Origin of the sequence: Kribbella sp. CA-253562, assembly GCF_050942265.1 — a bacterium.
Lineage (GTDB): Bacteria > Actinomycetota > Actinomycetes > Propionibacteriales > Kribbellaceae > Kribbella.
Map to the genome: position 1 here is coordinate 6,892,474 of NZ_CP192049.1, position 24,758 is coordinate 6,917,231.

Consider the following 24,758-nt stretch of genomic DNA (forward strand, 5'->3'; position numbering starts at 1 on the left):
TCAGCTCAGCAGCTCCTCGGTGATGTGGGTGACCTCGTAGCCCGTCGGAGCTTCGGGCACGCGCCACGTCGGTGGGGCGGTCCAGGTGTCCCAGCCGTCGGCGAACGGGCTGGTCCAGGCCTCGATCTCCCGTACGGCGGCGTGGCCGTCGGCGGTGATGCGCTCGGCTTCGGCGGGCGTGAACCGGCCCGCCTCGACGGCACCCTCCAGCTCGTCCTCGTCCTTCCACTCGATCACGCGATCCGGTGTGATCCACAGGTCGAGCACGTAGTCGGTCGTGCTGGTCCGGCGGGCGCCCAACTCGCGGCGGTGCTCGGCCTCGAGGTTCACGTACCAACCGCGGAAGCTGCCGTCCTCGTTCCAGAAGTGCCAGACCGACCACGGCTTGCCGGCCGGCGCGACCTTGAGAATGCCGGTGCCGTGCCAGATGTCGAGCTTGAGCACCCGCGGCTCGGTGAACATGCCGGTCGGCCCGGCGTGCCGCACCTCGCGGCCGTCGGCCAGCACCGGCTTGATCAGCGGAGTCCCCGGCGCCAGCCACGCGACCAGCCCATCTGCGTCGTCCTGCACCACGGTCATCGGCCGTATGTTGGGCAGGCCGGGATGCCGCCCCGCGCCCTCGTACACCCACTCGATCGTCGTCCCCGGAGTCCAGTACACGTCCGGCTCCGGTACGGCGGCCGCCGTCACGGCTTGCCTGGTCTGGTCATCGACAGCACGTCGAGCGCGGCGTCGAGCTCGGCCTCGGTCAGGTCGCCGTTCTCGACGTGGCCGTTCTCGATCACGACCTCGCGAATGGTTTTGCCCTGCTTCAGCGCGCTCTTCGCCACCGCGGCGGCGTTCTCGTAGCCGATGTAGCGGTTCAGCGGGGTGACGATCGACGGCGACGACTCGGCCAGCGCGCGGGCGTGCTCGACGTTCGCGGTGATGCCGTCGACACAGCGGTCGGCGAGCAGCCGGGACGAGTTGGTCAACAGCTCGATCGACTCCAGCAGATTGCGGGCGATCACCGGAAGCATCACGTTCAGCTCGAAGTTGCCGCCGGCACCGGCCAGGGTGATCGTGGTGTCGTTGCCGATCACCTGGGCGGCGACCATCAGCGTCGCCTCGCAGATCACCGGGTTCACCTTGCCGGGCATGATGCTGGAGCCGGGCTGCAGATCCGGCAGCGCGATCTCGCCGAGGCCGGCCCGCGGCCCGGACCCCATCCAGCGCAGGTCGTTGCAGATCTTGGTCAGGCTGACCGCGATCGTCTTCAGCTGGCCGGACAGCTCCACCAGGCCGTCCCGAGCGCCCTGGGCCTCGAAGTGGTCGGCGGCCTCGCTCAGCTCGAGACCGGTCCGCCGGTTCAGCTCGGTGATCACCTTCGCGGCGAAGCCGGGCGGGGTGTTGATCCCGGTGCCGACCGCCGTCCCGCCGAGCGGCAGCTCGGTGACCCGGGGCAGGGTGGCCCGCACGCGATCGGCGCCGCGGCGGATCTGCGCGGCGTACCCGTCGAACTCCTGGCCGAGGGTGACCGGCGTGGCGTCCATCAGGTGGGTCCGCCCGGACTTCACCACCTCGGCGAACTCCGTGCCCTTGCGGGCCAGCGACTCGGCCAGGTGGTCCAGCGCGGGTAGCAACTGCTGAACGACGCCCGCGGTGGCGGCGACGTGGATCGCCGACGGGAATGTGTCGTTGCTGGACTGGCTGGCGTTGACGTGATCGTTCGGGTGCACGTCGGCGTCCAAGGCGCGAGTCGCCAGGGTGGCGAGCACCTCGTTGACGTTCATGTTCGTCGACGTGCCGGACCCGGTCTGGAACACGTCGATCGGGAACTCGGCGTCGAACTCGCCGGCAGTGACCCGGTCGGCGGCCGCGACGATGCCCTCGGCCAGCTTCGCGTCGATCACGCCGAGCTCGGCGTTGACCACCGCGGCCGACGCCTTGATCTGGGCCAGCGCGTGCACGAGCGCCGGCGCCAGCGGCCGGCCGGAGATCGGGAAGTTCTCCACCGCACGCTGGGTCTGCGCCCGCCACAACGCGTCGCGAGGCACCTTGACCTCGCCCATCGTGTCGTGCTCGATCCTGAATTCCACGTTGTCACCCATACCTAGCAGAGTACGTGGATCCGCCCTGTCGGCCGGGACTGGTAGAACGTCTGTGGACAACGCCACACCCGCCGCGAGCCCCGTTCCCGAGGAGTCCCGATGCCGTTCACCCAGTCGTTCGAGATCACCAAGTGGGACCAGTCGACCTACGACGAGAGCGACGGCGTCGAGCTCGGCCGCGCGACGGTCACGAAGTCGTTCGCCGACGGCCAACTCGTCGGCACCAGCTCGGCCGAGCTGCTGATGGTCGGTACGCCGGCCGGCCCCGCGGCGTACACGGCGGTCGAGCGTTTCACCGGCACGCTGGACGGCCGCGACGGCACGTTCGTGATGGTGCACGGCGCGACCGCCGACGAGACCGCGTCCCACGGCAGGATCGTCGCCGCGGCCGGCGACCTCACCGGCCTGACCGGCACGGTCGTCTACGAGCACGACGACCAGGGCCCGCGCCTCACCGTCGACTACGAACTGGCCTGAACCGAGCCCTGGTAGACGTAGTACGTCTCGTCCCGTCCCTGCAACCGCACCGGGACGGGCGAGACCACGCACGCCCCGAACACGTTGCCGATAGCCCCTTCCAGAGCGGCCGACGCGGACGAGGACCACACCGTCAGCACTCCACCCGCGCGCAACTTGGACCGGCAGACCGCCAGGAACCCGTCCTGGTAGATCACCGCGTTCCCGTCGTACACGAGGAAGTCGGGGCCGTTGTCGACGTCGAGCAGGATCCCGTCGTACGACGCGTCCGCCTGCTCGGCGACCACCGCGCGAACGTCGCCGACGGCAACCACCACCCGCGGATCGTCCAGCACCGACGGCACCAGCCCGGCGCGCATCCACTCGATCAGCGCCGGCTCGATCTCGGCCACCACCACCTCGCGCACCCGCGCGTCGGCCAGCAACGCCCGCACGGTGTACCCCAGCCCCAACCCACCGACGAGCACGCGCGAAGGACTCCCTGACAAGGCAACCTGAGCCAGCAACTCCTCGCTGGAGGTCTCCCGGTCGTCCATCACGAACACGCCGTTCACCCGCAACTCCAGCGCCCCGTCGTCGTCTCGCCGCCGGAGCACGATCTCCCCACGCTCGCTCACGGCGCGCGCGACCTCAGAAGTCACAGCGCGATCAGTACCAGTTCTTCGCCTTGGAGTGGGCCCAGGCCTCGCAGGGGGAGCCGTGAGCGTCCTCGATGTAGTCCAGGCCCCACTTGATCTGGGTGACCGGGTTCGTGCGCCAGTCGGAGCCGTACGCCGCCATGCGCCGGCCGGGCAGGGCCTGCGGGATGCCGTAGGCGCTGGAGGTCGGGTTGTCGGCGTTGACCTTCCAGCGGGACTCCTTGGTCCACAGCTTGTCCAGGCAGGAGAACTGGCTCTCGCTCCAGCCGTGGTTGTCGAGCAGGTTGAAGGCGATCTCCTTCGGGGTGCCCTCGAGCTCCTTGCGGGCGGCGTCGCGGCTGGCGCGCTCCTTGCGGGAGTCGTTGTTGGTCTTCTGCAGCGCCTGGTAGCGGGCCAGGGCGGCGTTCTTGGCCTTGCGGCGCAGGGCGGCCTGGTCCTGCAGGGCCTTGCGGGCGTTCTCCACCGCTTCGATCTGGTTGCGCAGCCGGGTGACTTCCGCGGCCTGCTCCTCGGCGGTCGGCGGCTTCGGGGTCGGCGTCTTGACCTGCCGGCCCTTCTCACTGTTCAGGACCGCCATCTCCGCGCGCCCGGAAACCGGGTCGGAGGCGGCACTGGTGCCGGGGGAGCTGAAGAGATCGATACCTGCGACGACCGTGACGACGGCGATCCCACTGACCGCGAGGACCGCGACGGAGCGCTTCGCTTTCATCTGTCCTTCCGAGATACCCGACCCCCGTCGGCTGCAACAGGAACATACTCTGACCTAAACAGACCGTGATCACAAGCAGGTCACAACACACGGTGCGGCCACATGGGCTGTGGCCGCACCGGGTACCGCAGAAGTTTTAAATTGGCTTTACAGAGACTTCGGTCAGAGCTGCACGTCCTCCAGCATCTCGGTCACCAGCGCCGCGATCGGCGAGCGCTCCGACCGGGTCAGCGTGACGTGGGCGAACAGCGGGTGGCCCTTGAGCTTCTCGACCACCGCGACGACGCCGTCGTGCCGGCCGACCCGCAGGTTGTCACGCTGGGCGACGTCGTGGGTGAGCACCACCCGCGAGTTCGCGCCGACCCGGGACAGCACGGTCAGCAGCACATTGCGCTCCAGCGACTGGGCCTCGTCGACGATCACGAACGCGTCGTGCAGCGACCGGCCGCGGATGTGGGTCAGCGGCAACACCTCGAGCATGCCGCGGTCCATCACCTCGTCGATCACGTCGGCGCTGGTCAGCGCGCCGAGGGTGTCGAAGACCGCCTGGGCCCACGGCTGCATCTTCTCCGACTCCGAACCGGGCAGGTAGCCCAGCTCCTGGCCGCCGACCGCGAACAGCGGGCGGAAGACGACCACCTTCTTGTGCTGCCGCCGTTCCATCACCGCCTCCAGGCCGGCGCACAGTGCCAGCGCCGACTTGCCGGTGCCGGCGCGGCCACCGAGCGAGATGATGCCGACGTCGGGGTCGAGCAGGAGGTCGAGTGCGACCCGCTGCTCGGCCGACCGGCCACGGATGCCGAACGCCTCCCGGTCGCCGCGGACCAGCCGGATCCGCTTGTCGGGCATCACCCGGCCGAGCGCGCTGCCGCGGTCGGACAGCAGCACCAGACCGGTGTGGGTCGGGAACTCACCGGCCTGCGGAAGCTCCAGCACCCCGTCCTCGTACAGCGCGTCCACGTCGGCGGTCTCGACCTCGAGCTCGCTCATCCCGGTCCAGCCGGACTCCAGCGCGAGCTCCGCGCGGTACTCCTCGGCCACCAGGCCGCAGGCCGACGCCTTGACCCGCATCGGCAGGTCCTTGGAGACCAGCGTGACGTCGCGGCCCTCGGCGGCGAAGTTGCAGGCCACCGCGAGGATGCGGCTGTCGTTGTCGCCGAGCCGGAAACCGGCCGGCAGACTCTCGGGGTCGGTGTGGTTCAGCTCGACCCGGAGGGTTCCACCCTTCTCCCCCACTGGCAGGGGTGCGTCCAGACGTCCGTACAGAATCCTGAACTCGTCCAGCAGTCGCAGCGCGGTGCGGGCGAAGTAGCCGAGTTCGGGGTGATGCCGTTTGCCCTCCAGTTCGGTGACAACGACCACCGGGATGATCACCTCGTGCTCGTCGAACCGCTCCATCGCGTGCGGGTCGCTGAGCAGGACCGAGGTGTCCAGCACGTAGGTGCGCTGGGCCGGTGTGGATGAGGTGCTTGACGCCTTGGCGTGGGTGGCAGCCATGTCGCACGTCCTCTCGGGCCGCAGCGTGCACCACGCCCGGCCCACCAGTGGTTAGGTGATGGACCGGGATCGGGCCCGGAGGTCTGGTGCAGACCCCCTCCGGTACGCCGTGGCGTAGCCGAGGATCAGCAGGATCGAGACCGTGGGTCTCGGGTACTCCGTTCTGCCCCTCATGGGGCAACCGGCTGGAGAACGACTCTCATCTGATCGGGCCTCCCGGACAGCCGGCTTCCCCTCCGACCGTCACCACGAGCGTAGGTCGGTCGGTGAAACCACGCAGCCCGACACGCCAGCCCGCGGGGTTAACGGCTTGTTACACGTAGCCGTCCGCCCGTTCACCCGCTCGGGGGAGGCCGATCGCCCGGAGGAGGGATCCGCTCACGCAGCGTCGGGGCCAGCCTGGATCCATGCGGAAGAACTGGCCGGTCTGGACCGGGTGCGCGACAGCCCTGTGGTCCCTCGCGTACGGCGTACTGGGTGTTTTCTGGGCGAGCGGCGGTCGCGGGTACCCGTTCGCGAAGGTCGAGGACGACCGGGCGACCGCGTCGCTGCTGGAAGGGGCTCCGGTGGACGTCGTCGCGCCGGTGCTGGCGGTGCTCGGGTTCGCCGGCGCGGTGGTCGCGGTGCTGATGACCGTACGCCGGCCCCGCGGATGGTTGCTGCAGGCATTCGGAGCCGTGCCGGCGGTCGGGCTCGCGCTGGTCGTCCCCGACTACACCCCGCTGGCGATCCTTGCCCTGTCCCCCGCACTGCTGGTGTTCGCGTTCACCGGGATCCCCGGCGCGCAGGGCGGGCTCGAGGACGTCCTGTACTGGCATCGCGTCAACGTGCTGCTGATGTTCCTGGGCGGGCTGCTGTGGGCCGCCACGACGATCGCGTACCACCGCAGGGCCCGGGAGGCCTGTGTGTCGTGCGGACGCCGGCACGGCCCACCAGCGGCCTGGACGACCCCCGAGGCGGCGTTGCGCTGGGGACGGCGAGCAGTGCTGGTGGCAGTCGTGTCGAACGTGCCCTACGAGTTCACCCGGGTCGCCTGGTACTTCGGCTGGCCGCTGGGCATCACCGACGAGTTCCACCAGATGATGGTGGACACGCCGGGCATGCTGGAGATGGGACTCGGGTTGGCGCTGCTCGGCGTCGGCGGCAGCGTGCTGACGCACGGGCTGGTGCAGCGCTGGGGCGAGCTCTATCCGCGCTGGATCTGGTGGCGAGCAGGCCGCCGGGTCCCGCCGTCCCGGGCGATCGTCCCGGCCACGATCGTGGCGCTGGTGCTGATCCCGGCCGGCCTGATGAACGTGCGGCTACCCGGCGACAACGCGGGCTCGCTGTGGGGCCTGGCGTTCCCGGGGATGCTCTGGGTCGTCTGGGGTACGGCGCTGGGCGCGGCGACGTACGCGTACTACCTGCGCCGCCGTACGACCTGCACTCGCTGCCACCGCGGAGAGCCGGCCACGGATCTGCTCACGCCGGAGCCGGTTCGGTGAGGCTCAGGTGCCGAAGCGGCGCTCACGCTGGGCGTAGGAGCGGATGGCCCGGAGGAAGTCGACGTGGCGGAAGTCGGGCCACAGCGCCTCGCAGAAGTAGAACTCCGACAGCGCGCTCTGCCAGAGCAGGAAGCCACCGAGCCGCTGCTCACCGGAGGTGCGGATGACCAGGTCGGGGTCCGGCTGGCCCTTGGTGTACAGGTGCTCGGCGATGTGCTCGACGTCGACGCGCTCGGCCAGCTCCTCGATCGAGATGCCCTTGGCGGCCTCCTCCAGCAGCAGCGAGCGGACGGCGTCGGCCAGCTCGCGACGGCCGCCGTACCCGACCGCGACGTTCACCAGCAGGCCGTCGGCGTGCTGGGTCGCGGTCTCGGCGCTCTTCAGCACCTCGGCGGTCGCGGCGGGCAGCAGGTCGAGCGCGCCGACCGGGTGGATCCGGCGGCCGCCGACCGCGGCCATCTCCTCGACGGTCTGCTCGATGATCCGCAGCAGCGGCTCCAGCTCGTCGGCCGGGCGGCTCAAGTTGTCGGTGGACAGCATCCAGACGGTGACCACCTTGACGCCGACTTCCTCGCACCAGCCGAGGAACTCCGAGATCTTGCTCGCGCCGGCCTCGTGGCCGCGGGACACCGGGTCGCCCGAGGCGCGGGCCCAGCGCCGGTTGCCGTCGATGATGACGCCGATGTGCCGCGGCATGCGGTCCGGCGACAGGGATCGCGCCAGCCGGCGCTCGTACAGTCCGTACACCGCGTTGCGCAGGCGCTGCTTGCCGGGTGTCCGCATGGGCAGGTGTTCTCCTCGAGTCCTCGACCGGGCCGTCTGCGGGGTCGAAGGTGCAGGCGTGCCCCAACGAGGCTAGCCCAGATCGGCGCTCTCGCGGAGGGCGTGACGAACATCGAACTTATCGACTCTCGATCGCATCAGACACTTCAGGCAGTGGTACGGAACACTCCGGACCGGCTCGGTTCACGGCGTGAAGTGGCCTACATTTCATCCTTGAGGACGGTTGAACCTACGCGACCGTAGGTTACGGTTGCGTAGGTAAGAATTTCCCCCGACGCTTCGAGGAGGTTGGCGCATGGCGGCCAAGACCGTGACCGACGACACCACCCCCACCGACCCGTCGGACCACGGGCACGACCACCGGCTGACCCGAGCGCTGAAGCCGAAGCTGCGCGGCTGGCTGCACGCCGGTACATTCCCGCTGGCCACCGCCGCCGGCATCGTGCTGATCTGCCTGGCCCCGAGCGCGAGCGCCCGCTGGGCCGCGGCCGTCTACACGCTGGCCTCGATGCTGCTGTTCGGCATCTCGGCGCTCTACCACCGGTTCTACTGGGGCCCGACCGGCGAGGCGATCCTGCGCCGGCTCGACCACAGCAACATCTTCCTGCTGATCGCCGGCACCTACACCCCACTGGGCATGGTGCTGCTCAGCGGCAGCGACCGGGTCCTCCTGCTCAGCACGGCCTGGGGCGGCGCGCTGATCGGCATCCTTTTCCGGATCTTCTGGGTCGGCGCGCCGCGCTGGCTCTACACGCCGATCTACCTGGCCCTCGGCTGGGTCGCGATCTTCTGGATGAGCGACTTCTACCACCTCGGCGGCGCCTCGGTGGTCGCACTGCTGGCGGTCGGCGGTGGGCTGTACTCGATCGGCGCGGTCATCTACGGCACCAAGCGGCCGAACCCGTCGCCGCTGTGGTTCGGCTTCCACGAGATCTTTCACGCGTGCACCGTGGCCGCGTTCATCTGCCACTACATCGCGGTCAGCATCGCCACCTACCGCGCCGGCTGACCAAGCCCCAGCTCGAACAGCGCCTGCCGGAAGTCGGCGTACCGCTCGGCGCCCAACTGCTCGGCCCAGTCCTGCTCGACCCGTGCGATTGCCGCGCGCGCGAACGCCGTCGCCTCGTCCCCCTTCTCCGTACGCCGGACCAGCCGCACCCGGCGATCGCCCTCCAGCCGGGCCGACTCGGCGTACCCACGCTCCTGCAGGTAGTCGACGTGCTGCCCGAGCCCCTGTTTGGTCATCCCCGCGTGCGCGGCCAGGTCGGTGATCCGCGCGCCCTCGGGCGGGATCAGGTCGAGCAGCCGATAGTGCGACACCCGCAACCCGGGGAACGGCAGCTCGGCACCCGACAGGATCTGCTCACGTAGCCGGCCCAGCACGAAACCGAGCAGGTTCGCGATGTGCGCCGGAGTCTCCAGACCGGAAAGGCCGTTGACGGAAGTCATAAGGCAACTTTACTATCCGAATGGTAAAGCTGCTTTGCTTTCCTCGGGGGGATCCGATGTCCGTCACCGCACTCGAACCACTCGGCCGGGCCGCGCTCGACGCCGATCAGCTCACCGACCTGGTTCGGGCTGTCACCGGCGACCCGCAGGCCGTCCCGGTCAGCACCCGGGCCGAACCGTTCCCGTATCCGATCGGTACGCCGACCACCGCCGCCCTGACCCGGGTGCTCGGCACGGCCCGGCTGGCCGACGGCGCGACCGCCGAATGGTGCTGCTTCGTCAAGCAACTGCAGTCGGCTCGGCATTGGGCGCTGATCGAGCTCATCCCCGAGCAGTTCCGTGAGGAGTTGGTCCGCAACATCCCCTGGCGGCTGGAGCTCGCGGTCCACTCCAGCGACATCGCCACCTTGCTGCCCGACGGGCTGCGGCTGCCGACGGCGTACCGGATCGACGAGTACGACGACGACCGGGCGACGCTGTGGATGGAACACGTCGTCCAGGAGCCGGGGATCTGGGGGCTCGAGCGGTTCGGCCGGGCGGCATTCCTGCTCGGCCGGCTGTCCGCTCGGCGCCGGCCCCACCTGGTGACGCCGTTGGTGCCGCGGCCGGACGTGGAGACGCCGGGCATCGGGCTGCGGCAGTACGTCTTCGGCCGGGTCATGGTGAACGCACTGCCCGCGCTCGCCAGCCCTGAGACCTGGCGGCACCCGTTGCTGGCCGCTGCTGTCTGCAACACCGGCGACCACCGGCTCCGCGACGATCTGCTCGAGCTGGGCGAGCAGTTGCCCGGCGTACTGGATGCGCTGGATGCGCTGCCGCAGTGCTACCAGCACGGGGACGCGAGTCCGCAGAACCTGCTGGTCCCGCTGGGCAGTCCGGACGAGTTCGTGGTGATCGACTGGGGTTTCGACTGCCCGCAGGCGGTCGGTTTCGATCTTGGGCAGCTCCTGGTCGGGCTCGCTCACGCCGGTGAACTGTCGCCCACCGCGCTGCCTGCCGTGCACAAGGTGATCCTCGAGGCGTTCACGGAGGGGTTGGCCGTCGAGGGGATGCAGGTCTCGCTGGAGCAGGTCCGCTACGGGTACCTGGGGTCGCTGCTGGCCCGGGCGACGTTCACCGCGCTTCCCCTGGAGAATCTCGGCGCGCCCGCCACCGAGAGCGACGCGGTGCTGTTCGAGAACCGGGTGCTGCTGACCAGAGCCCTGGTCGACCTGACCAAGCAACTCACCTAGGCGTCAGGACGAAGACCCGGATGTGCCGGCCGCTGCGTTCGACGTAGGTGTCGTACGCCGGCCACACCTTCGTCACCAGCGGCCAGACCCGCTCGCGCTCCGCGCCTTCGGCCAGTACGGCGTGAACCGGCACCTCGCGGCCACCCGGCAACGCCGCCACCGCCTCGGCGTTGGCGAGCAGGTTGGCAGACCAGGCGGGGTGATGCTGCTGTCCCCAGTTGGACGCGGTCACCACGAACGAGTCGCCGTCGGGCGCGTAGAGCAGCGGGACGGTCCGCGGCTCCCCCGACTTGCGGCCGGTGGTGGTCAGCAGCAGCGTGGGCAACGCGCTCCGGCCGAGGATGTTGACCCGGCCACCGGTCCTTTGCTGCAGCCAGCGATCGACAGGCACGGCGGCGCGACCGACGGTGGCGAACCAGGGCCGGTGCCCTAACAGCCGGATGACATTCGTGTACCAGCCCATGCACGAAGTCTGCCGTCCAGGAGGAAGTGGGTATGCATGAGGGTGTGAGGAACCTTTGTCTGACCGCCATCTCCGCCACCGCCGCCGCCACGCTGCTCCTGGCGGGCTGCGGCGACGACTCCGACGCCGGGAGCACGCCGAGCCCCACCCCGTCCACCACGTCGAGCACCAGTACGCCGACGCCCAGCACGCCTAGCGGCGGTGACGCCCTCCCGATCACCGTCACCCGGACCGGAGGTTTCGCCGGCTTCGACGACAAGGTGGTGATCGGCCCCGACGGTCTCACCACCGTGACTCAGCGCGGCAAGCAGACCGCCAAATGCAAGCTGGAGCCCGGCTTTCTCGCTTCCCTCACCGCTGCCGTGCAGCAGGTCGACTGGACCGGTGTCGGCTCGACCAAGCCGACCATCCGGCATCCCGACGACATGATCGTCGCCGTCGCCACCGGCACCGGCATGGCCCGCCTGGAAGACCCCCGTCTCAAGCCGCTGGCGACTCCGGTCAGCCAACTGCTGACCGAAGCCGCCGCGCCGGGCAAGCTCTGCAAGCCGGTCTAGCTGGTCCCGAGCACTACATCGTCGATCACGAAGGACGTCTGCAGCGACGAGTCCTCCTGGCCGGCGAACCTCACCATGACGGTTTTGCCCTTGTAGGCGGTCAGGTTGAAGGTCTTCTGCACGTACGACGTCGACTTGTTCAGGTTCGACAAGGTGCCGAGCGTTGTCGTGGTCGCACCGTCGACCACCTGCACCTTCACCGTGTCGTACACCGTCGAACCCGTGGTCTCCGCGGTGTCGATCCGGATCCAGAGCGACAAACTCGCCGCGGTGGCCGCCGCAGGGATCGCGACCGACTGGCCGATGTTCTCGGTGCTGGTGCGGCCATTGCCTTGCAGCCACGCCTTGTACGAACCGGTGCGAGCCGGCTTCGACGTGCTGTTGGTGATCACGCCGGTGGTTCCGGTCCAGTTCACCGCCCCGGACTCGAAGCCGGGATTGAGCAGCAGGTTGCCGCCGGTCGGCGGGTTCGTGCCGCCGTAGTCCTTCTGCGCGTAGGTCCAGACCATGTGGCCGATCGCGTCGCTGTGCCGGTCCAGCGAGGTCAGGTTCAGGTTGCTGATCGTGTCGCACGAGCGGTGGTAACAGGGATCGTAGGCCTGACCGGCCGTCCCACCCCATTTGCTCGCCTGCGCCGACGTCTTGATGCCCTCGGCACCGGAAAACGTCCCTGCCGTGGGGATTCCGAGCGCCCGGAAGGCCGCGTGATCCGACCGGCCTTGCACGTCGACGTACTCGGTCTGGATCGACTTGCTGGTGAAGTAGCTGGTCAGTTCGTCCCGCGCGCCGTTGCCGGCCGGGTTGTCGTTGTAGACGAAGTAGCCGGGATTCGGCGAACCGGTCATGTCGAAGTTCAGGTACAGCTCGATCTTGTCCCGCTCGGCGGCGGGCAGGTTGTTGACGTAGTACTTCGATCCGACCAGGCCGAGCTCCTCGGCGCCCCAGAAGCCGAAGCGCACGCGGTTGCGTGGCGTCTGGCCGCTGGCGGCGAAGGCCAGCGCGGTTTCCAGCACACCGGCGCTGCCGCTACCGTTGTCGTTGATCCCCGGACCCGAGCTGACGCTGTCCAGGTGCGAACCGGCCATCACGACGTGGTTCGCGTCGCCGTGCGGCCACTCCGCGATCACGTTGTACGACGTACCGGCTGACGTCGAGAAGGACTGCAACGAGGTGGTGTAACCGGCCGCGTCGAGCTTGGACTTCACCCAGTCGGCCGATGCGCGATAACCGGGCCGGCCGGTGTAGCGGTTGCCACCGTTGCTGGTGGCAATCGACTGGAGCTGGTCGAGATAGGCCTTGACGTTGGTGACGGAGATGTCGGGCGACGCGGCAACGACCGTGGGGCCGCTCGCGGTGGCGGGCGCGCTCGGCGCCAGGGCGGCGGCGACGAGTGCGGCGCCGAGCACGCCGGACAGGAGGGGTTTGGACATGGCGAACTCCCTTGCCTCACACAGAGAATCCGGGGCGCACAGCCTCGGGCGGGAGGTGTGCGCCCCGGACGGGATCACAGCGATACTGCGGGACCGGTCAGCCGGCGACCAGCGACACGTCGTCGATCACGAAGCTGGTCTGCAGCGACGAGTCCTCCTGGCCGAGGAACCTCACCGTGACGGTTTTGCCCTTGTAGGCGGTCACGTTGTAGGTCTTCTGCACGTACGACGTCGACTTGTTGAGGTTCGACAGGGTGCCGAGCGTCGTGGTGGTGGCGCCGTCGATCACCTGCACCTTGACCGTGTCGTAGACCGTCGAGCCGGTGGTCTCCGCGGTGTCGATGCGGATCCACATCGACAGGCTGGCCGCGGTCGCCGCCGCGGGAATCGCGACCGACTGAGCGATGTTCTCGGTCGTGGTCCGGCCGTTGCCCTGCAGCCACGCCTTGTACGAACCGGTCCGGGCCGGCTTCGACGTGCTGTTGGTGATCACGCCGGTGGTGCCGGTCCAGCTGGTCGCGCCCGACTCGAAGCCCGGGTTCTTGATCAGGTTGTCACCGGTCGGCGGCTCGGTGCCACCGCCACAGGCGGCCGCGCCGGCCGGGACCGAGATCGCGGAGAACGCGGCCTCGATGCCCTTACACTGCGCGGAATCCGCGCCGTACAGCTCCTTGGCCGAGTTGATCGCGCCTTCGCGGGCGTCGCGGTAGGTGCTGCCCGAGGTGAGCTTGGTGCTCAGCGTGCGGTACCAGACCTTGGCGGCGACGTCGCGGCCGACCGGTGTGATCGTCGCTCCGTTGCAGGCGGTGCTGGTGTGCGTGACGCCACCGATGACCTTGCTGCCGGTGCCCTCGGAAGCCAGGTAGAACCAGTGGTTCAGCGGACCGGAGGAGTAGTGCGGGTCCGCACCGCTCACCGCGCTGCTCCAGCAGTCGTAGCTGCGGCCGTCCTTGTTCGGCTTGTCCATGTAGCGCAGCGGCGTGCCGTTGCCGTTGATGTTGATCTTCTCGCCGATCAGGTAGTCACCCGGGTCGGCGCTGTTGTTGGCCGAGAACTCGACCGCGGTGCCGAAGATGTCCGAGGTGGACTCGTTCAGGCCGCCGGCGTCGCCGAAGTAGTTCAGGTTGGCGGTTGCCTCGGTGACGCCGTGGCTCATCTCGTGGCCGGCCACGTCGATCGAGGTCAGCGGACGGGCGTTGCCCGCGCCGTCGCCGTACGTCATCTGGCTGCCATCCCAGAACGCGTTCACGTAGGCGTTGCCGTAGTGCACGCGGGACCGCGCACCCTGGCCGTTGTTGAAGATGCCGCTGCGGCCGTGCACGTTCTTGTAGTAGTCCCAGGTCAGCTGGGCGCCGAAGTGCGCGTCGACACCGGCGGTCTGCCGGCTCGAGGTGGTGCCGTTGCCCCAGGTGTCGTCGGCGTCGGTGAACGTGGTGCCGGCGCCGGAGGTCGCGCCGTTCAGGTCCGTGGTGTGGTTGCCGCCGCGGCTCGGGTCGCTCATCGTGAAGCTGCCCGACGTGCCGATGCTCACCGTGCCGGAGTACATCGAGTTGCCGGTGCCGGTCTTGATCTCGTCGTCCTGGGCCAGGACGGCGCCGGACTTGGCGTCGACGTAGGTGTGCAGCACCGACGGGGTCTGGTCGGCCTTGGTGCCGGTGGTGACGACCTCGTAGGCCAGCACCGGCTTGCCGGTGGCGGCGAAGACGATCAGCGCCCCCTTGTTGCTGGTGGCCTTGAACTTCGCGGACTTGGCGGCCGTGCCGAGCGCGGCGGCCTGGGACAGGGCCGGCTTGGTCGACGCGACGCCGATGGTCTTCGCACCGCGGTTGTAGGTGACACCACCGATCGTGTCGCCCTTGCGCTTGACGATCAGGTCACCCCCGACCACCTTCAGGCCGTTGAAGGTCCGGTCGTAGTGCACGAACTCGGTACCGTCGGGGTCGGCGGCGATCCCGCGGGCGACGAGTTGCTCACCTCCGGCCAGTCCGAGGGCGGCGGCGGTCCGCGCGGTCAGCGCGTTCTCGGCCTGGACGGCGGCCGGCTCGTTGAAGCCGGACGCTGGGAGCGGCGCCGTACGGGTGGCGGCGCCGGCGGTGGTGCCGGTGACGGACGCGGCCAGTCCCGCTGTCGCGACGATGGCCACCGCCCCTGCTGATGTCAGTCGTTTCAAGACAACATCTCCTCACGGTGTGGCCGCTGTTTGGGCGCAGCGACCAATTCAGTTGGGGACGCCGGACGCAACTGACCCACCAGTGCCACTGCCTCAGTTGTGACACTATGTGTCAGGACATGCGCATCCTGTTACATCCGACTGAGGGAGGACTCTCCGCCTCAGCCGGGCGGGAGTCAAGGGAAAGTCCCGAAACGACAGGGAAAACCCGCGTTGGCCCGCGTTGTCAGCGGCGCGTCGTCAACTCCGCCCGAAGGTCTTCCGGCAACACGACCGGGAGCTTGCAGGTGAACTTCTGACACACGTACGCCGCGGCGCGCCCGTCGACCAGGCCACGGCCGGCCAGCAGGGGTACGTCGGAGCCGGGCCGGCCACGGACGACGGCGGTACCCCACGGCGCGTGCTTCAGCGCGGTGCGGACGAGCTCGCCGGCGTCCCCCGACGCAACCGCCTCGCCGACGATCGCGATCTCCAGCGGGCCGCCGGCCTGGGCCTCCGCGACCGCAAGCGCCCGCCCGGCGAAGCGCGGGGCCCGGCCGGCCAAGGTCGCGGACGCCGCGAGCGCCTGCTCGGCCGCCTCTTCGTAGCGGGCCTCGCCGGTCACCGACGCCAAGGTGGTGAACGCCTCCGCCGCCAGCGACACCCCTGCCGGGGTCGCGTTGTCCGTCGGATCCTGCGGCCGCCAGACCAGCGCCTCGGCATCGGCCGCCGTGTCGAAGAAGGAGCCGTCAGCAACGAACTGCTGTAAAACCCTGTCCAGCAAGCCCTTCGCCAGGTCTAGCCATCCGGCATCATCAGTTGCCGCCAGCAACGTCAAGCAGGCCTGCGCGAACCCCGCGTAGTCCTCCAGTACGCCATGCGCCGACCCCACCACGCCGTCGCGTGAGGTCCGGTGCAACCGCCCGGAGGCATCGACGTGCACGTCCCGGACCAGCTCGGCCGCGCGCACCGCCGCCTCGACGTACTCGGGCTTGTCCAGCACGAGCCCAGCCCGGGTCAGCGCGGTGATCGCCAGCCCGTTCCACGCGGCAACAACCTTGTCGTCTCGCCCGGGGTAGGTCCGCCGGGCCCGCGCCTCGAGCAGTCGGCCGCGGACGCGTTGCCACCGCTCCAGGTCGTCGGGATCGCGCCGCAGCTGCAGCACCGACGTACCGTGCTCGAACGTGCCGGTCACGTCGCACAACTCGATCACCCAGTCGGCGTCGTCCCCGAGCACCTCGTGCAGCTCGTCGGGCGACCAGACGTAGTACCGGCCCTCCTCGCCCTCGGTGTCGGCGTCGAGCGCGGAGGAGAAGCCGCCCTCCGGCGTCCGCAGCTCGGCGAGCAGGAAGTCCGCCGTTTCGACCGCGATCCGCTGCGCCAGCGGCGACCCGGTGACGGTCCACCAGTGGGTGTAGACATCGAGCAGCAACGCGTTGTCGTACAGCATCTTCTCGAAGTGCGGCACGATCCACTGCTTGTCCACGCTGTACCGCGCGAAGCCGCCGGCCAGCTGGTCGTACATCCCGCCGCGCGCCATCCGCTCGCAGGTCGCCTCGACCATCGCCAGCGCGTCGGCCGACCCGGTCCGCCGGTGGTGCCGCAGCAGGAAGTCGAGCGCCATCGACGGCGGGAACTTGGGCGCCGGGCCGAAGCCCGCGTCGACCGGGTCGAAGTCCTTCCTCAGCAGACCGGCGGCACGCTCCAGCGTCGCCGCGTCGATCACTCCCCCGGCCGGCTGCTGCCGCGCGCCGAGCTGCTGGACCACGTTCTCGCCGATCCCGTCGATCTGCTCCCGCTTGGTCCGCCAGGCGTCGGCCAGCGACTCCAGCACCTGCCGGAAGCTGGCCATCCCGTGCCGCGGCTCGGACGGGAAGTACGTGCCACAGAAGAACGGCTCCCCCGCCGGCGTCATGAACACCGACATCGGCCAGCCGCCGTGCCCGGTCATCGCCACGGTCGCTTCCATGTAGATCGCGTCGACGTCCGGCCGCTCCTCGCGATCCACCTTGACGCTGACGAAGTGCTCGTTCAGGTACGCCGCCGTCGCCTCGTCCTCGAACGACTCGTGCGCCATCACGTGGCACCAGTGACACGCCGAGTAGCCCACCGACAAGAACACCGGCACGTCCCGCTCCCGCGCCTCCGCGAACGCCGCCTCGCCCCACTGCTTCCACGCGACCGGATTGTCCGCGTGCTGGCGCAGGTACGGCGAGGTCGAGGTGCTCAGCTCGTTGGTGGCCATGCCTCCACGGTAGGCGGTCGGTTCAGGGCCTCCGTGACCAGTCCGGCCAGAGCACCCCCGGATCCTGACCAAAATGGCCAATTCGTTTACACGTCAGCTTAATGCTGATCGGATGCGGTCACCCCAGCTCCCCCGGAGGACACCGTGCGCCGTTCTTCTGCCCGCCGGCACCTGATGCCGGTCGCAGCACTTCTCCTGGTTGTCGGCGTGGCCGCCCCCGTACCGGCCGGCGCCGAGCCTCCACCACCCACGGCTGACCAAGCCGCGGTCTCAGCTGACGAACCGCTCGAGCTGACCCTGATCACCGGTGACAAGGTGACGGTCGCCAAGGGGTCCGGCCGGGCTGTGTCCGTGCAGGACGTTCAGCGCGCTCCGGGAACCACCGGGGCGGTGAAGGTCACCGTCGAAGCCGGCGACACCTTCGTCTTGCCGGACGAGGCCATGGCGTACGTGGCGTCCGGACTGCTCGACAAGCAGCTGTTCAACATCAGCGAACTGGTCGCCCAGGGCTACGACAACGCCCGGATGAAAGACCTCCCACTGATCGTCACCAGCGCGCCGGGTGGATCGACTCTCGCACCGGACGCGGCGGGCCGTTCGCGGTCGGCCGGTCCCGCGCTGCCGGGAGTGCGCGTCGGGCGTGAGCTCCGTTCCGTCGGCGGCGCGGCGGTTCGGGCCGAGCGCTCGCAGGCCGCTTCGTTGTGGTCGACCCTCACGAGCGCGTCGGCCGCCCGCCGGGCACAGCCAGGGACCAGTACGACCCCGGCCTTCGCCGCCGGGATCGACCGGATCTGGCTCGACGGCAAGGCCAAGGCGCTGCTCGCCGACACGACCGCGCAGATCGGTGCCCCGGAGGTGTGGAAGACAGGAGCGACCGGCGCCGGCGTTCGCGTCGCCGTACTGGACTCGGGTGTGGACGCCACACATCCGGACCTGGCGCAGCGCGTCGTGGCGAGCCGGAGTTTCGTCGCCGGTGAGGAGGTGGTCGACCGCAACGGCCACGGCACGCACACCGCCTCGACCGTCGCCGGGACCGGCGCCGCCTCGGACGGCAAGGAGCGCGGCGTCGCGCCGGGCGCCGATCTGGTGGTGGGCAAGGTACTCGGCGACAACGGTTCCGGCCCGATCTCCGGCATCATCGCCGGGATGGAGTGGGCGGTGCGGACCGAGCGCGCCAAGGTGATCAACATGAGCCTGGGCACGGCGGCCTACCACACGCAGGACGATCCGCTGAGCCAGGCGGTCAACCGGCTGAGCGCCGAGACCGGCGCGCTGTTCGTCATCGCCGCGGGCAATTCGGGCAACACCCCTTACACCGTGAGCGCGCCCGGCACCGCCGACGCCGCCCTCACCGTCGGTGCCGTGGACACGTCCGACCAGCTCGCCGGCTTCTCCAGCATCGGGCCGCGGATGCTCGACGACGGGCTCAAGCCCGACCTGACCGCGCCGGGCGTCGACGTACTGGCCGCGCGTTCGCAGCAGATGAACGACGGTAGCGAGGGCTACTACCGATCGGACAGCGGTACGTCGATGGCCGCTCCGCACGTCGCCGGGGCCGCCGCGCTGCTGGCCGGCGAACACCCGGACTGGACCGGGCAGCAGATCAAGGACGCGCTGATGAGCACCACCGCGCTGACGCCCGCCTACACGCCGTACGAGGGAGGGACCGGGCGGCTGGACGTCGCCGCGGCCTACCTCCGCGGCCAGATCGTCGCCACCGGATCGGTCGACGCCGGGCTCGTCGCCTGGTCACCGCGGCCGGACCGTACGCCGATCAAGCGCCAGATCACCTACCGCAACACCACCGACCGCGCCATCACACTTCAGCTGTCCACCGAACGCGGCGCCACGCCTGCAGGGGTGTTCACGCTGGCGGCCAACCAGGTCACCGTGCCCGCGCGCGGCACCTCGACGGTCGGTCTCGTGGCGAACCCGAAGGACCTGACGCCCGGCCAGTACGCCGCCCAGGTCGTCGCGAAGTCCACAACCAGCACGGTCCACACGGCGGTGGGGCTGTCCGTCGAGGCGGAGAAGCGCTCGCTGACCGTTCAGCTGAAGGACAAGGCCGGCAAGCCGGTCAGCGGTGAGGTCGAGATCACCGGCGCCGACGGCAAGACCAACATCCTGTGGGCGCCGGACGGCAAGATCACCAGCCGGTGGGCGCCCGGTTCGTACACCGTCGGCGCGACGCTCGACGTCCAAGGCAGTAACGGCCCGCACTCGCTCGGACTCGCCTTCCTGATGGCTCCGGAGGTCGACCTGACCACCGACCGGACCGTCGTACTGGACGGCTCGCGGCTGCGTGAGGTCAAGGTCGCGACTCCCCAGCCGACCTCCGTCACCACGAGCCGGATCGATCTGTTCCGTTCGTTCGGCTCCGCGACGCCGGATCCCAACGACAGGCAGGCGCTGCACCAGATCTACCTGCCGCCGCCGGCGTACGACAGCGTCTGGGCGTTGCCGACCAAGACCAAGGTGCAGAAGGGCAGCTTCTTCTTCACCACCCGGTTCCGCGCCGAACAGACGCCGCTGAAGATCACGTACGGCGGCCGCAGCCTCGACGACACGTTGCTGGTACAGCCCGGATCGCCTGCGTTCCAGGCGGGCAAGTCACGGGTGAACGCGGTCTTCGCCGGGACCGGATCGTCGGCCGGGTACAACGGCCTGTCCGCCCGCGGTAAAGCCGTGGTGGTTCGGAGCAGCACTGAGGTCACCCCGTTCGAGCAGGCCACCGCAGCGCACACCGCGGGCGCGGCGATGCTGCTGGTGGTCAACGACACCGACGGCCGCAAGAGCGACTGGTACGGCGACCCGGACGGCCGGACCGCCGGACCGATCCGAACCGCGTCGCTGACGGTGGACGAAGGCGAAGCCCTGATCAGCAAGATCAAGGCCGGCCGGACCGACCTGACCGTCGAGGCCCATCCGGTGCCGTCGTACCTGTACGACCTGGCGGACTACCACCAGGGTTTGGTGCCGGACGACCCGTCCGCGGCGACGGACCCCGGCAGCCTCGCCCGGATCGAGAACGACTTCGCTCCGCCGCTCGGCCAGCAGGTGCTGGAGAGCCGCGAGGACAGTCCGGCGTACGAGCACTGGCCGGCTGCCTACCCGTACGCCGGTTTCGGCATGGTTCGCGCGCCGAAGTTCCCGCGCAAGGTCGCCGCCGGGCACCGGACCGACTGGGTCTCGGCCGGCGCCAAGTGGCAGCAGTACGCGAGCATCGACGGATGGTCGACCTTCACCGACGTGGTCAGCTACCAGCCGCGCAGCGTGCAGAACGAGCGCTGGTTCGGTCCCGTCGTCCGGCCCCGGATGGTCAACTTCGAGGTCCCGCACCGGGTCGGCAACGCGATGGGCGGCATGATCGCCGGCTTCGGTGACGGCGGTTCCGCGCACAGCGGCGACTCGATGATGACGCGCAGCTTCAAGCTCTACCAGGGCGACGAGCTGCTGATGCAGAACGGACCGCGACCGGACTTCGGTGTCGGCGGTCTGGCCCCGGAGAAGCGCCCGTACCGGCTGGTCGTCGATACGGTCGGCAAGCCCGAGCTGACGCCGTACTCGACCGCGACGCACACCGAGTGGAGTTTCACCTCCAGCGAGGCCGAGAACCAGCCGCTGCCGCTGGTGCAGCTCGACTACACCACCGAGGTCGACGCCGCGGGGCGGGCGAAGCGCAGTTCGGTCTTCTCCGTCAAGCCTGTTGTGCTCGGCAGCGATGCCCGGGAGGACACGGTCACCGGCGTCGCGGTGGAGGTCTCCTACGACGACGGCGCGACCTGGCAGCGGCAGGAAGTCAAGCAGAACAAGGGCCTTTGGCAGACCCGGCTGCAGGCTCCGGCTCGCGCCGGTCACGTGTCCGTCCGCGTGACCGCCACGCAGCGCAACGGCGGCGGCGTCAGCCAGACGATCACCCGGGCCTTCGGCCTGAAGTGACGCTCGCGGAGGCGGCCGGTGCTCGACGCACCGGCCGCCTCTTGCGTTGGGCAACAAATTCGGTCACTGCGTCGGCTCGGTGCTGAAGGACTCGACACCGACGACGCGGAGCAGATCGAGGCGTTCCCGGGTCTCGGCGTCGGCCGGGGTGAGCACGATCAGCTGCTGGCCGAGGTCGGGCGTGACGAGGGTTTCGCAGTCCATCAGCAGGCTGCCGATCCGGGGATGCACGAAGGTCTTGCGGTCGGCGCGGCGGACCTCGACCTCGTGCTCGGACCAGCGGTGGGCGAACTCCTCGCTGGCCGCGAGCAAGCGGTCCACCAGTCCCTGAACGACGGGGTCGCCGGCGCGCCGGCCGGCCGTGGCGCGAAGATCGGCGACCACGGCCCGCGCGTGGTGCTCGCGCTCGTCGGCCGGATGGGTCGCCCAGACTTCCGGCTCGGTGAACCAGCGGTACACGTGGTAGCGACGGTCTCCGGTGAAGCGGGTCTGGTCTCCGGTGAGCAGGACGGACGTCCGGTTCTGCGCCAGGACCTTGCCCAGATCGGACATCACCGCGGCCGGGGTGTCGCCGAGCAGATCGAGCATCCGGATCAGGCCGGCCCGCGCCAGACGCCCGGCCCCCTCGGCGGGTGGCGGCTGATGCCCCGCGAGGTGGAACACGTGGTCACGTTCGTCGTCGGACAGCCGCAACGTCCGGGCCAGCGCGGCGAGCAGCTGCGTCGACGGCTGACTGCTTCGGCCCTGCTCCAGGCGGATCACGTAGTCGACCGAGATGCCGGCGAGCATGGCCACCTCCTCGCGGCGCAGTCCCGCCGTACGGCGGCGTGGTCCCGCGGCGATTCCCACGTCGGTGGGGCGGATCGCCTCCCGCCGACGACGCAGGAAATCCGCCAGCTCGTCGCGTTGCATGGCGCCATCCTCCCTCGCCGCCGCACGCCGATCCAGGGAGCGCCGCTCCCACGATGAACTCTCCTCTCCCGCCGCCGGTCGCACCCGGCCAGGCTGATGCCAAGAGCAACGACGAAGGGGAAGAGCTGTGCAGACACGAGAACTCGGCAAGAACGGACCGGTCGTCTCCCAACTGGGCCTGGGCGCGATGGGCATGTCCGGCGCGTACGGCGCCACCGACCGCGCGGAGAGCATCGCCACCGTGCACGCCGCGCTGGACGCGGGCGTCACGCTGATCGACACCGGCGACTTCTACGCCAGCGGCCACAACGAACTGCTGCTCGCCGAGGCCCTGCGGGGCCGGGACCGCGACAGCTACCAGCTCAGCGTGAAGTTCGGCATGCTGACCCAGCCAGGCGGTGGGATCGGCGGCATCGACTGCCGCCCCGAGGCGGTGAAGAACTTCCTCACGTACTCGCTGAACCGGCTCGGCACCGACCACGTCGACATCTACCGGCCGGCCCGGCTCGATCCGCGGGTGCCGATCGAGGACACGATCGGAGCGATCAAGGAGCTGGTCGAGGCCGGATACGTGCGATCCGTCGGGTTGTCGGAGGTGAACGCGGAAACGATCCGCCGAGCCCACGCCGTCCACCCGATCAGCGATCTGCAGATCGAGTACTCGCTGATCTCACGGGCGGTCGAGTCGGAGGTCCTGCCGGTCCTGCGCGAGCTCGGGATCGGCATGACGGCGTACGGCGTACTGGGCCGCGGGCTGATCTCCGGGCACTGGTCGGCCGGGCACTCCGCGGGACCCGGCGATCACCGCGTCCTCAGCCCGCGGTTCGCGCCGGGCAACGTCGAGCACAACCTCGCCCTCGTCGAGCCCCTGCGCGAGATCGCCGAGGCCAACGGCCGCACGATGGCGCAACTGGCGATCGCCTGGGTGGCAGCGCAAGGCGACGACATCGTCCCGCTGGTCGGCGCGCGATCGCGCGAGCGGCTGACCGAGGCGCTCGGCGCGACCGACGTGCAGCTGACCGAGGACGACCTCGCCGTGATCCGCCAAACCGTTCCGCCCAACGCGGCCCGCGGGGATCGGTATCCCACGGCCCACATGCCCCGCCTCGGCGTGGGCAACTGACAACTGTTCGCTGAGCGTTCGGGTCGTCAGGTGGTCTGCGACAACGCGACCGACAACCCCAGCGCGGCCGCCATGATCAGCAGCTCCACGGCGACCAACTGCCAGAAGCTGGGACCGGGCTCGATCAGATTGGTGACGATCTGGCGGCGGTGGATCCAGCCGCCGACGATGAGGATCGCGAAGACCACCGTCTTCGCGATCATCAGTCCCCCGTACGGCGCTGTGGTGGCCGCGTCGAGGACCTCGCCGAAGCCGCCGGCCTGGGCGGCGAGACGCCCGGCGCCGCTGAGCAAACCACTGAGCAGGACGACGATCGACGAGATCAGCGCGACCTGGCTGAAGCGTTCGAGCACGTACGGCAGGCCGTCGCGGCTGGCCCGGCCGTAGCGGACGAGGCCGGCCAGTCCGCCGACCCAGCTCGTCGCGGCAATCACGTGCAGGACCAGGGCCGCGCCCGCCAGGACGACGTACGCCTCGTTGCGCGGGTAGGCGGTCAGGACCGGCGGAAGCAGTGCGGCGATGGCGACCAGTACGCCGAGCCCCGCGGCGGCCGCGGTCTGGACGCGGCGGATGCCGACGGCCAGTGCGACCACCAGGATGCCGGTGATCAGCAGCGCCTTGATCTCGGGCACTCCGAGCGCTTCGTCGACGCGGTAGCGCAGCAGACGGACCGGGGTGTCGAGCAGGATCGCCGATGACACCACCGCCCCGGCGAACGAGGCGACGGCCCAGATGATCGCGGCGTTGCTCGCGTCGCGGACAGCTCGCCGGCCCTGGGTGCCGAGCGGGCCGCCGTCGGTGCGGAGCAGCACGACGGCGGCGAGCAGGGCGCCGGCGCAGCCGACCGTGGCCAGAGTGGAGATCAGCCGGAAGAACGGCAGCAGCCAGGTGACGAACAACCCCGGGCCGCCGATGCCGAGCGCGCTCTCAGTGGGTTCACTGCCGGCCGCGAAAAGCCCCACCACCAAGGCGATCGAGGCCATCACCAGCGCCGCCAGGCCACCCGCGACCAGGCGTCCGGGCATCCGGTGCCGGGCGGCGCGGGTCGCGGTCACTGAGCGTTCCCGCCGTGGGCGCAGTTGAACACGCGCTCACTATAGGGTGAGCTACCTCACGATCAGGGTCAGCGACACCATCTCGTGACACGGTCAGCGACGAATCGTTGCCGTGGTGTCACCGACCGTCGCCGACCCGTTGCCTTGGGCACCGACCGCCGGGCCGCGGTCAGCAGTCACCGGTCAGCAGTCAGCGGTTGACGTCGCCCGGTGACTTCGTGGCCTCGGGCTCAGTCGTCGCCGGCTCGGCAGCGGCCGCCGACCCAGTGTCCTTGGTCGGCTGGTCGCCGGACGGTGCTGGGCCGTCCGCAGCGTCGTCGGAGCGGGTCGGCTGCCCATCGGTGGGATCGAAGTCGATCCGCTTCAGCTGCTTGCCCATGTTCCGCATCAGCAACGCCGTGGCGGCACCGAGCGCCAGCACGATCAGCAGGGCGACCCAGCCCGGCCGCACCGTGTTCGGGTCGATCTCGCCCGCCAGGGGTGCGGTCGTCTGAAGAAGGGTCGTCGCGGTCACCAGGCCAGTGTC

21 protein-coding genes are annotated in these 24,758 nt (G+C 69.8%); 7 read left to right on the forward strand and 14 right to left on the reverse strand.

Going from position 1 to position 24,758, the window contains the following annotated elements:
• Together ACQPXM_RS32460 and ACQPXM_RS32465 are read right to left on the reverse strand one after the other, a co-directional pair.
• On the reverse strand, positions 1–690 hold the full coding sequence (locus ACQPXM_RS32460) for a DUF402 domain-containing protein (RefSeq protein WP_432940864.1): 690 nt from the start codon (positions 688–690) through the stop codon (positions 1–3).
• Positions 687–2,090 carry a class II fumarate hydratase gene (locus tag ACQPXM_RS32465; protein ID WP_432940866.1) on the reverse strand — a complete coding sequence of 468 codons (1,404 nt, stop codon included), beginning with the start codon at positions 2,088–2,090 and terminating at the stop codon, positions 687–689. Before ACQPXM_RS32465 ends, ACQPXM_RS32460 begins: the two co-directional genes overlap by 4 nt.
• Before the next feature lie 99 nt (positions 2,091–2,189).
• Here ACQPXM_RS32465 and ACQPXM_RS32470 point away from each other — a divergent pair, with 99 nt between their 5' ends.
• Positions 2,190–2,567, forward strand: coding sequence for a DUF3224 domain-containing protein (locus ACQPXM_RS32470; protein ID WP_432940869.1), 378 nt, complete (start codon positions 2,190–2,192; stop codon positions 2,565–2,567).
• Here ACQPXM_RS32470 and ACQPXM_RS32475 read toward each other — a convergent pair.
• The 3 genes from ACQPXM_RS32475 to ACQPXM_RS32485 form a co-directional block, all read right to left on the reverse strand.
• Positions 2,552–3,184, reverse strand: coding sequence for a spermidine synthase (locus tag ACQPXM_RS32475; protein WP_432940872.1), 633 nt, complete (start codon positions 3,182–3,184; stop codon positions 2,552–2,554). The genes ACQPXM_RS32470 and ACQPXM_RS32475 overlap by 16 nt on opposite strands.
• Positions 3,185–3,215: 31 nt before the next feature.
• Positions 3,216–3,914 (reverse strand): hypothetical protein, encoded by a 699-nt coding sequence (locus ACQPXM_RS32480; RefSeq protein WP_432940874.1) that lies wholly within the window; start codon positions 3,912–3,914, stop codon positions 3,216–3,218.
• A 162-nt stretch (positions 3,915–4,076) separates the two neighbouring features.
• Positions 4,077–5,411 (reverse strand): PhoH family protein, encoded by a 1,335-nt coding sequence (locus tag ACQPXM_RS32485; protein ID WP_432940877.1) that lies wholly within the window; start codon positions 5,409–5,411, stop codon positions 4,077–4,079.
• Between the two features lie 407 nt (positions 5,412–5,818).
• On the opposite strand from ACQPXM_RS32485, the gene ACQPXM_RS32490 reads away from it, so the two are divergent.
• Positions 5,819–6,895 (forward strand): NYN domain-containing protein, encoded by a 1,077-nt coding sequence (locus tag ACQPXM_RS32490; RefSeq protein WP_432940879.1) that lies wholly within the window; start codon positions 5,819–5,821, stop codon positions 6,893–6,895.
• A 3-nt stretch (positions 6,896–6,898) separates the two neighbouring features.
• Here the strand turns inward: ACQPXM_RS32490 and ACQPXM_RS32495 are convergent, their stop codons facing one another.
• Complete coding sequence (locus ACQPXM_RS32495) at positions 6,899–7,678, reverse strand: isoprenyl transferase (RefSeq protein ID WP_432940882.1); 780 nt, start codon at positions 7,676–7,678, stop codon at positions 6,899–6,901.
• 295 nt (positions 7,679–7,973) lie between these two features.
• Here ACQPXM_RS32495 and trhA point away from each other — a divergent pair, with 295 nt between their 5' ends.
• Positions 7,974–8,687 (forward strand): PAQR family membrane homeostasis protein TrhA, encoded by a 714-nt coding sequence (gene trhA / locus ACQPXM_RS32500; protein ID WP_432940885.1) that lies wholly within the window; start codon positions 7,974–7,976, stop codon positions 8,685–8,687.
• Here trhA and ACQPXM_RS32505 read toward each other — a convergent pair.
• Positions 8,672–9,127 (reverse strand): MarR family winged helix-turn-helix transcriptional regulator, encoded by a 456-nt coding sequence (locus tag ACQPXM_RS32505; RefSeq protein ID WP_432940887.1) that lies wholly within the window; start codon positions 9,125–9,127, stop codon positions 8,672–8,674. The genes trhA and ACQPXM_RS32505 overlap by 16 nt on opposite strands.
• A 56-nt stretch (positions 9,128–9,183) precedes the next feature.
• Here ACQPXM_RS32505 and ACQPXM_RS32510 point away from each other — a divergent pair, with 56 nt between their 5' ends.
• Positions 9,184–10,359, forward strand: a complete 1,176-nt coding sequence (locus ACQPXM_RS32510; RefSeq protein WP_432940889.1) for a phosphotransferase — start codon at positions 9,184–9,186, stop codon at positions 10,357–10,359.
• On the opposite strand, the gene ACQPXM_RS32515 is transcribed toward ACQPXM_RS32510, so the two are convergent.
• Positions 10,352–10,822, reverse strand: coding sequence for a nitroreductase/quinone reductase family protein (locus ACQPXM_RS32515; protein ID WP_432940892.1), 471 nt, complete (start codon positions 10,820–10,822; stop codon positions 10,352–10,354). The two genes, ACQPXM_RS32510 and ACQPXM_RS32515, sit on opposite strands and share 8 nt — an antisense overlap.
• Before the next feature lie 32 nt (positions 10,823–10,854).
• On the opposite strand from ACQPXM_RS32515, the gene ACQPXM_RS32520 reads away from it, so the two are divergent.
• On the forward strand, positions 10,855–11,379 hold the full coding sequence (locus ACQPXM_RS32520) for a hypothetical protein (protein ID WP_432940895.1): 525 nt from the start codon (positions 10,855–10,857) through the stop codon (positions 11,377–11,379).
• Here the strand turns inward: ACQPXM_RS32520 and ACQPXM_RS32525 are convergent.
• The 3 genes from ACQPXM_RS32525 to ACQPXM_RS32535 all read right to left on the reverse strand — a co-directional run bounded on the left by ACQPXM_RS32525 (position 11,376) and on the right by ACQPXM_RS32535 (position 17,203).
• Positions 11,376–12,809, reverse strand: coding sequence for a M28 family metallopeptidase (locus ACQPXM_RS32525; RefSeq protein WP_432940897.1), 1,434 nt, complete (start codon positions 12,807–12,809; stop codon positions 11,376–11,378). The two genes, ACQPXM_RS32520 and ACQPXM_RS32525, sit on opposite strands and share 4 nt — an antisense overlap.
• Before the next feature lie 97 nt (positions 12,810–12,906).
• Positions 12,907–14,979 carry a M4 family metallopeptidase gene (locus tag ACQPXM_RS32530; protein ID WP_432940900.1) on the reverse strand — a complete coding sequence of 691 codons (2,073 nt, stop codon included), beginning with the start codon at positions 14,977–14,979 and terminating at the stop codon, positions 12,907–12,909.
• 226 nt (positions 14,980–15,205) lie between these two features.
• The gene (locus tag ACQPXM_RS32535) at positions 15,206–17,203 is read right to left on the reverse strand and encodes a thioredoxin domain-containing protein (RefSeq protein WP_432940903.1); all 1,998 of its coding nucleotides are present in this window, start codon (positions 17,201–17,203) and stop codon (positions 15,206–15,208) included.
• 144 nt (positions 17,204–17,347) lie between these two features.
• Between ACQPXM_RS32535 and ACQPXM_RS32540 the strand changes: the two genes are divergently transcribed.
• A complete protein-coding gene (locus tag ACQPXM_RS32540) occupies positions 17,348–21,142 on the forward strand; it encodes a S8 family serine peptidase (protein WP_432940905.1) in 3,795 nt (1,264 codons plus the stop codon).
• 63 nt (positions 21,143–21,205) lie between these two features.
• Here ACQPXM_RS32540 and ACQPXM_RS32545 read toward each other — a convergent pair whose 3' ends face one another.
• Positions 21,206–22,054 carry a helix-turn-helix transcriptional regulator gene (locus tag ACQPXM_RS32545; RefSeq protein ID WP_432940908.1) on the reverse strand — a complete coding sequence of 283 codons (849 nt, stop codon included), beginning with the start codon at positions 22,052–22,054 and terminating at the stop codon, positions 21,206–21,208.
• A 127-nt stretch (positions 22,055–22,181) separates the two neighbouring features.
• Between ACQPXM_RS32545 and ACQPXM_RS32550 the strand changes: the two genes are divergently transcribed.
• Complete coding sequence (locus tag ACQPXM_RS32550) at positions 22,182–23,177, forward strand: aldo/keto reductase (RefSeq protein ID WP_432940911.1); 996 nt, start codon at positions 22,182–22,184, stop codon at positions 23,175–23,177.
• A 26-nt stretch (positions 23,178–23,203) separates the two neighbouring features.
• Here the strand turns inward: ACQPXM_RS32550 and ACQPXM_RS32555 are convergent, their stop codons facing one another.
• Both ACQPXM_RS32555 and ACQPXM_RS32560 read right to left on the reverse strand, forming a co-directional pair.
• The gene (locus ACQPXM_RS32555) at positions 23,204–24,232 is read right to left on the reverse strand and encodes a CopD family protein (protein WP_432940913.1); all 1,029 of its coding nucleotides are present in this window, start codon (positions 24,230–24,232) and stop codon (positions 23,204–23,206) included.
• A gap of 190 nt (positions 24,233–24,422) precedes the next feature.
• The gene (locus ACQPXM_RS32560; protein WP_432940915.1) at positions 24,423–24,746 is read right to left on the reverse strand and encodes a hypothetical protein; all 324 of its coding nucleotides are present in this window, start codon (positions 24,744–24,746) and stop codon (positions 24,423–24,425) included.
• Positions 24,747–24,758 lie beyond the last annotated feature (12 nt).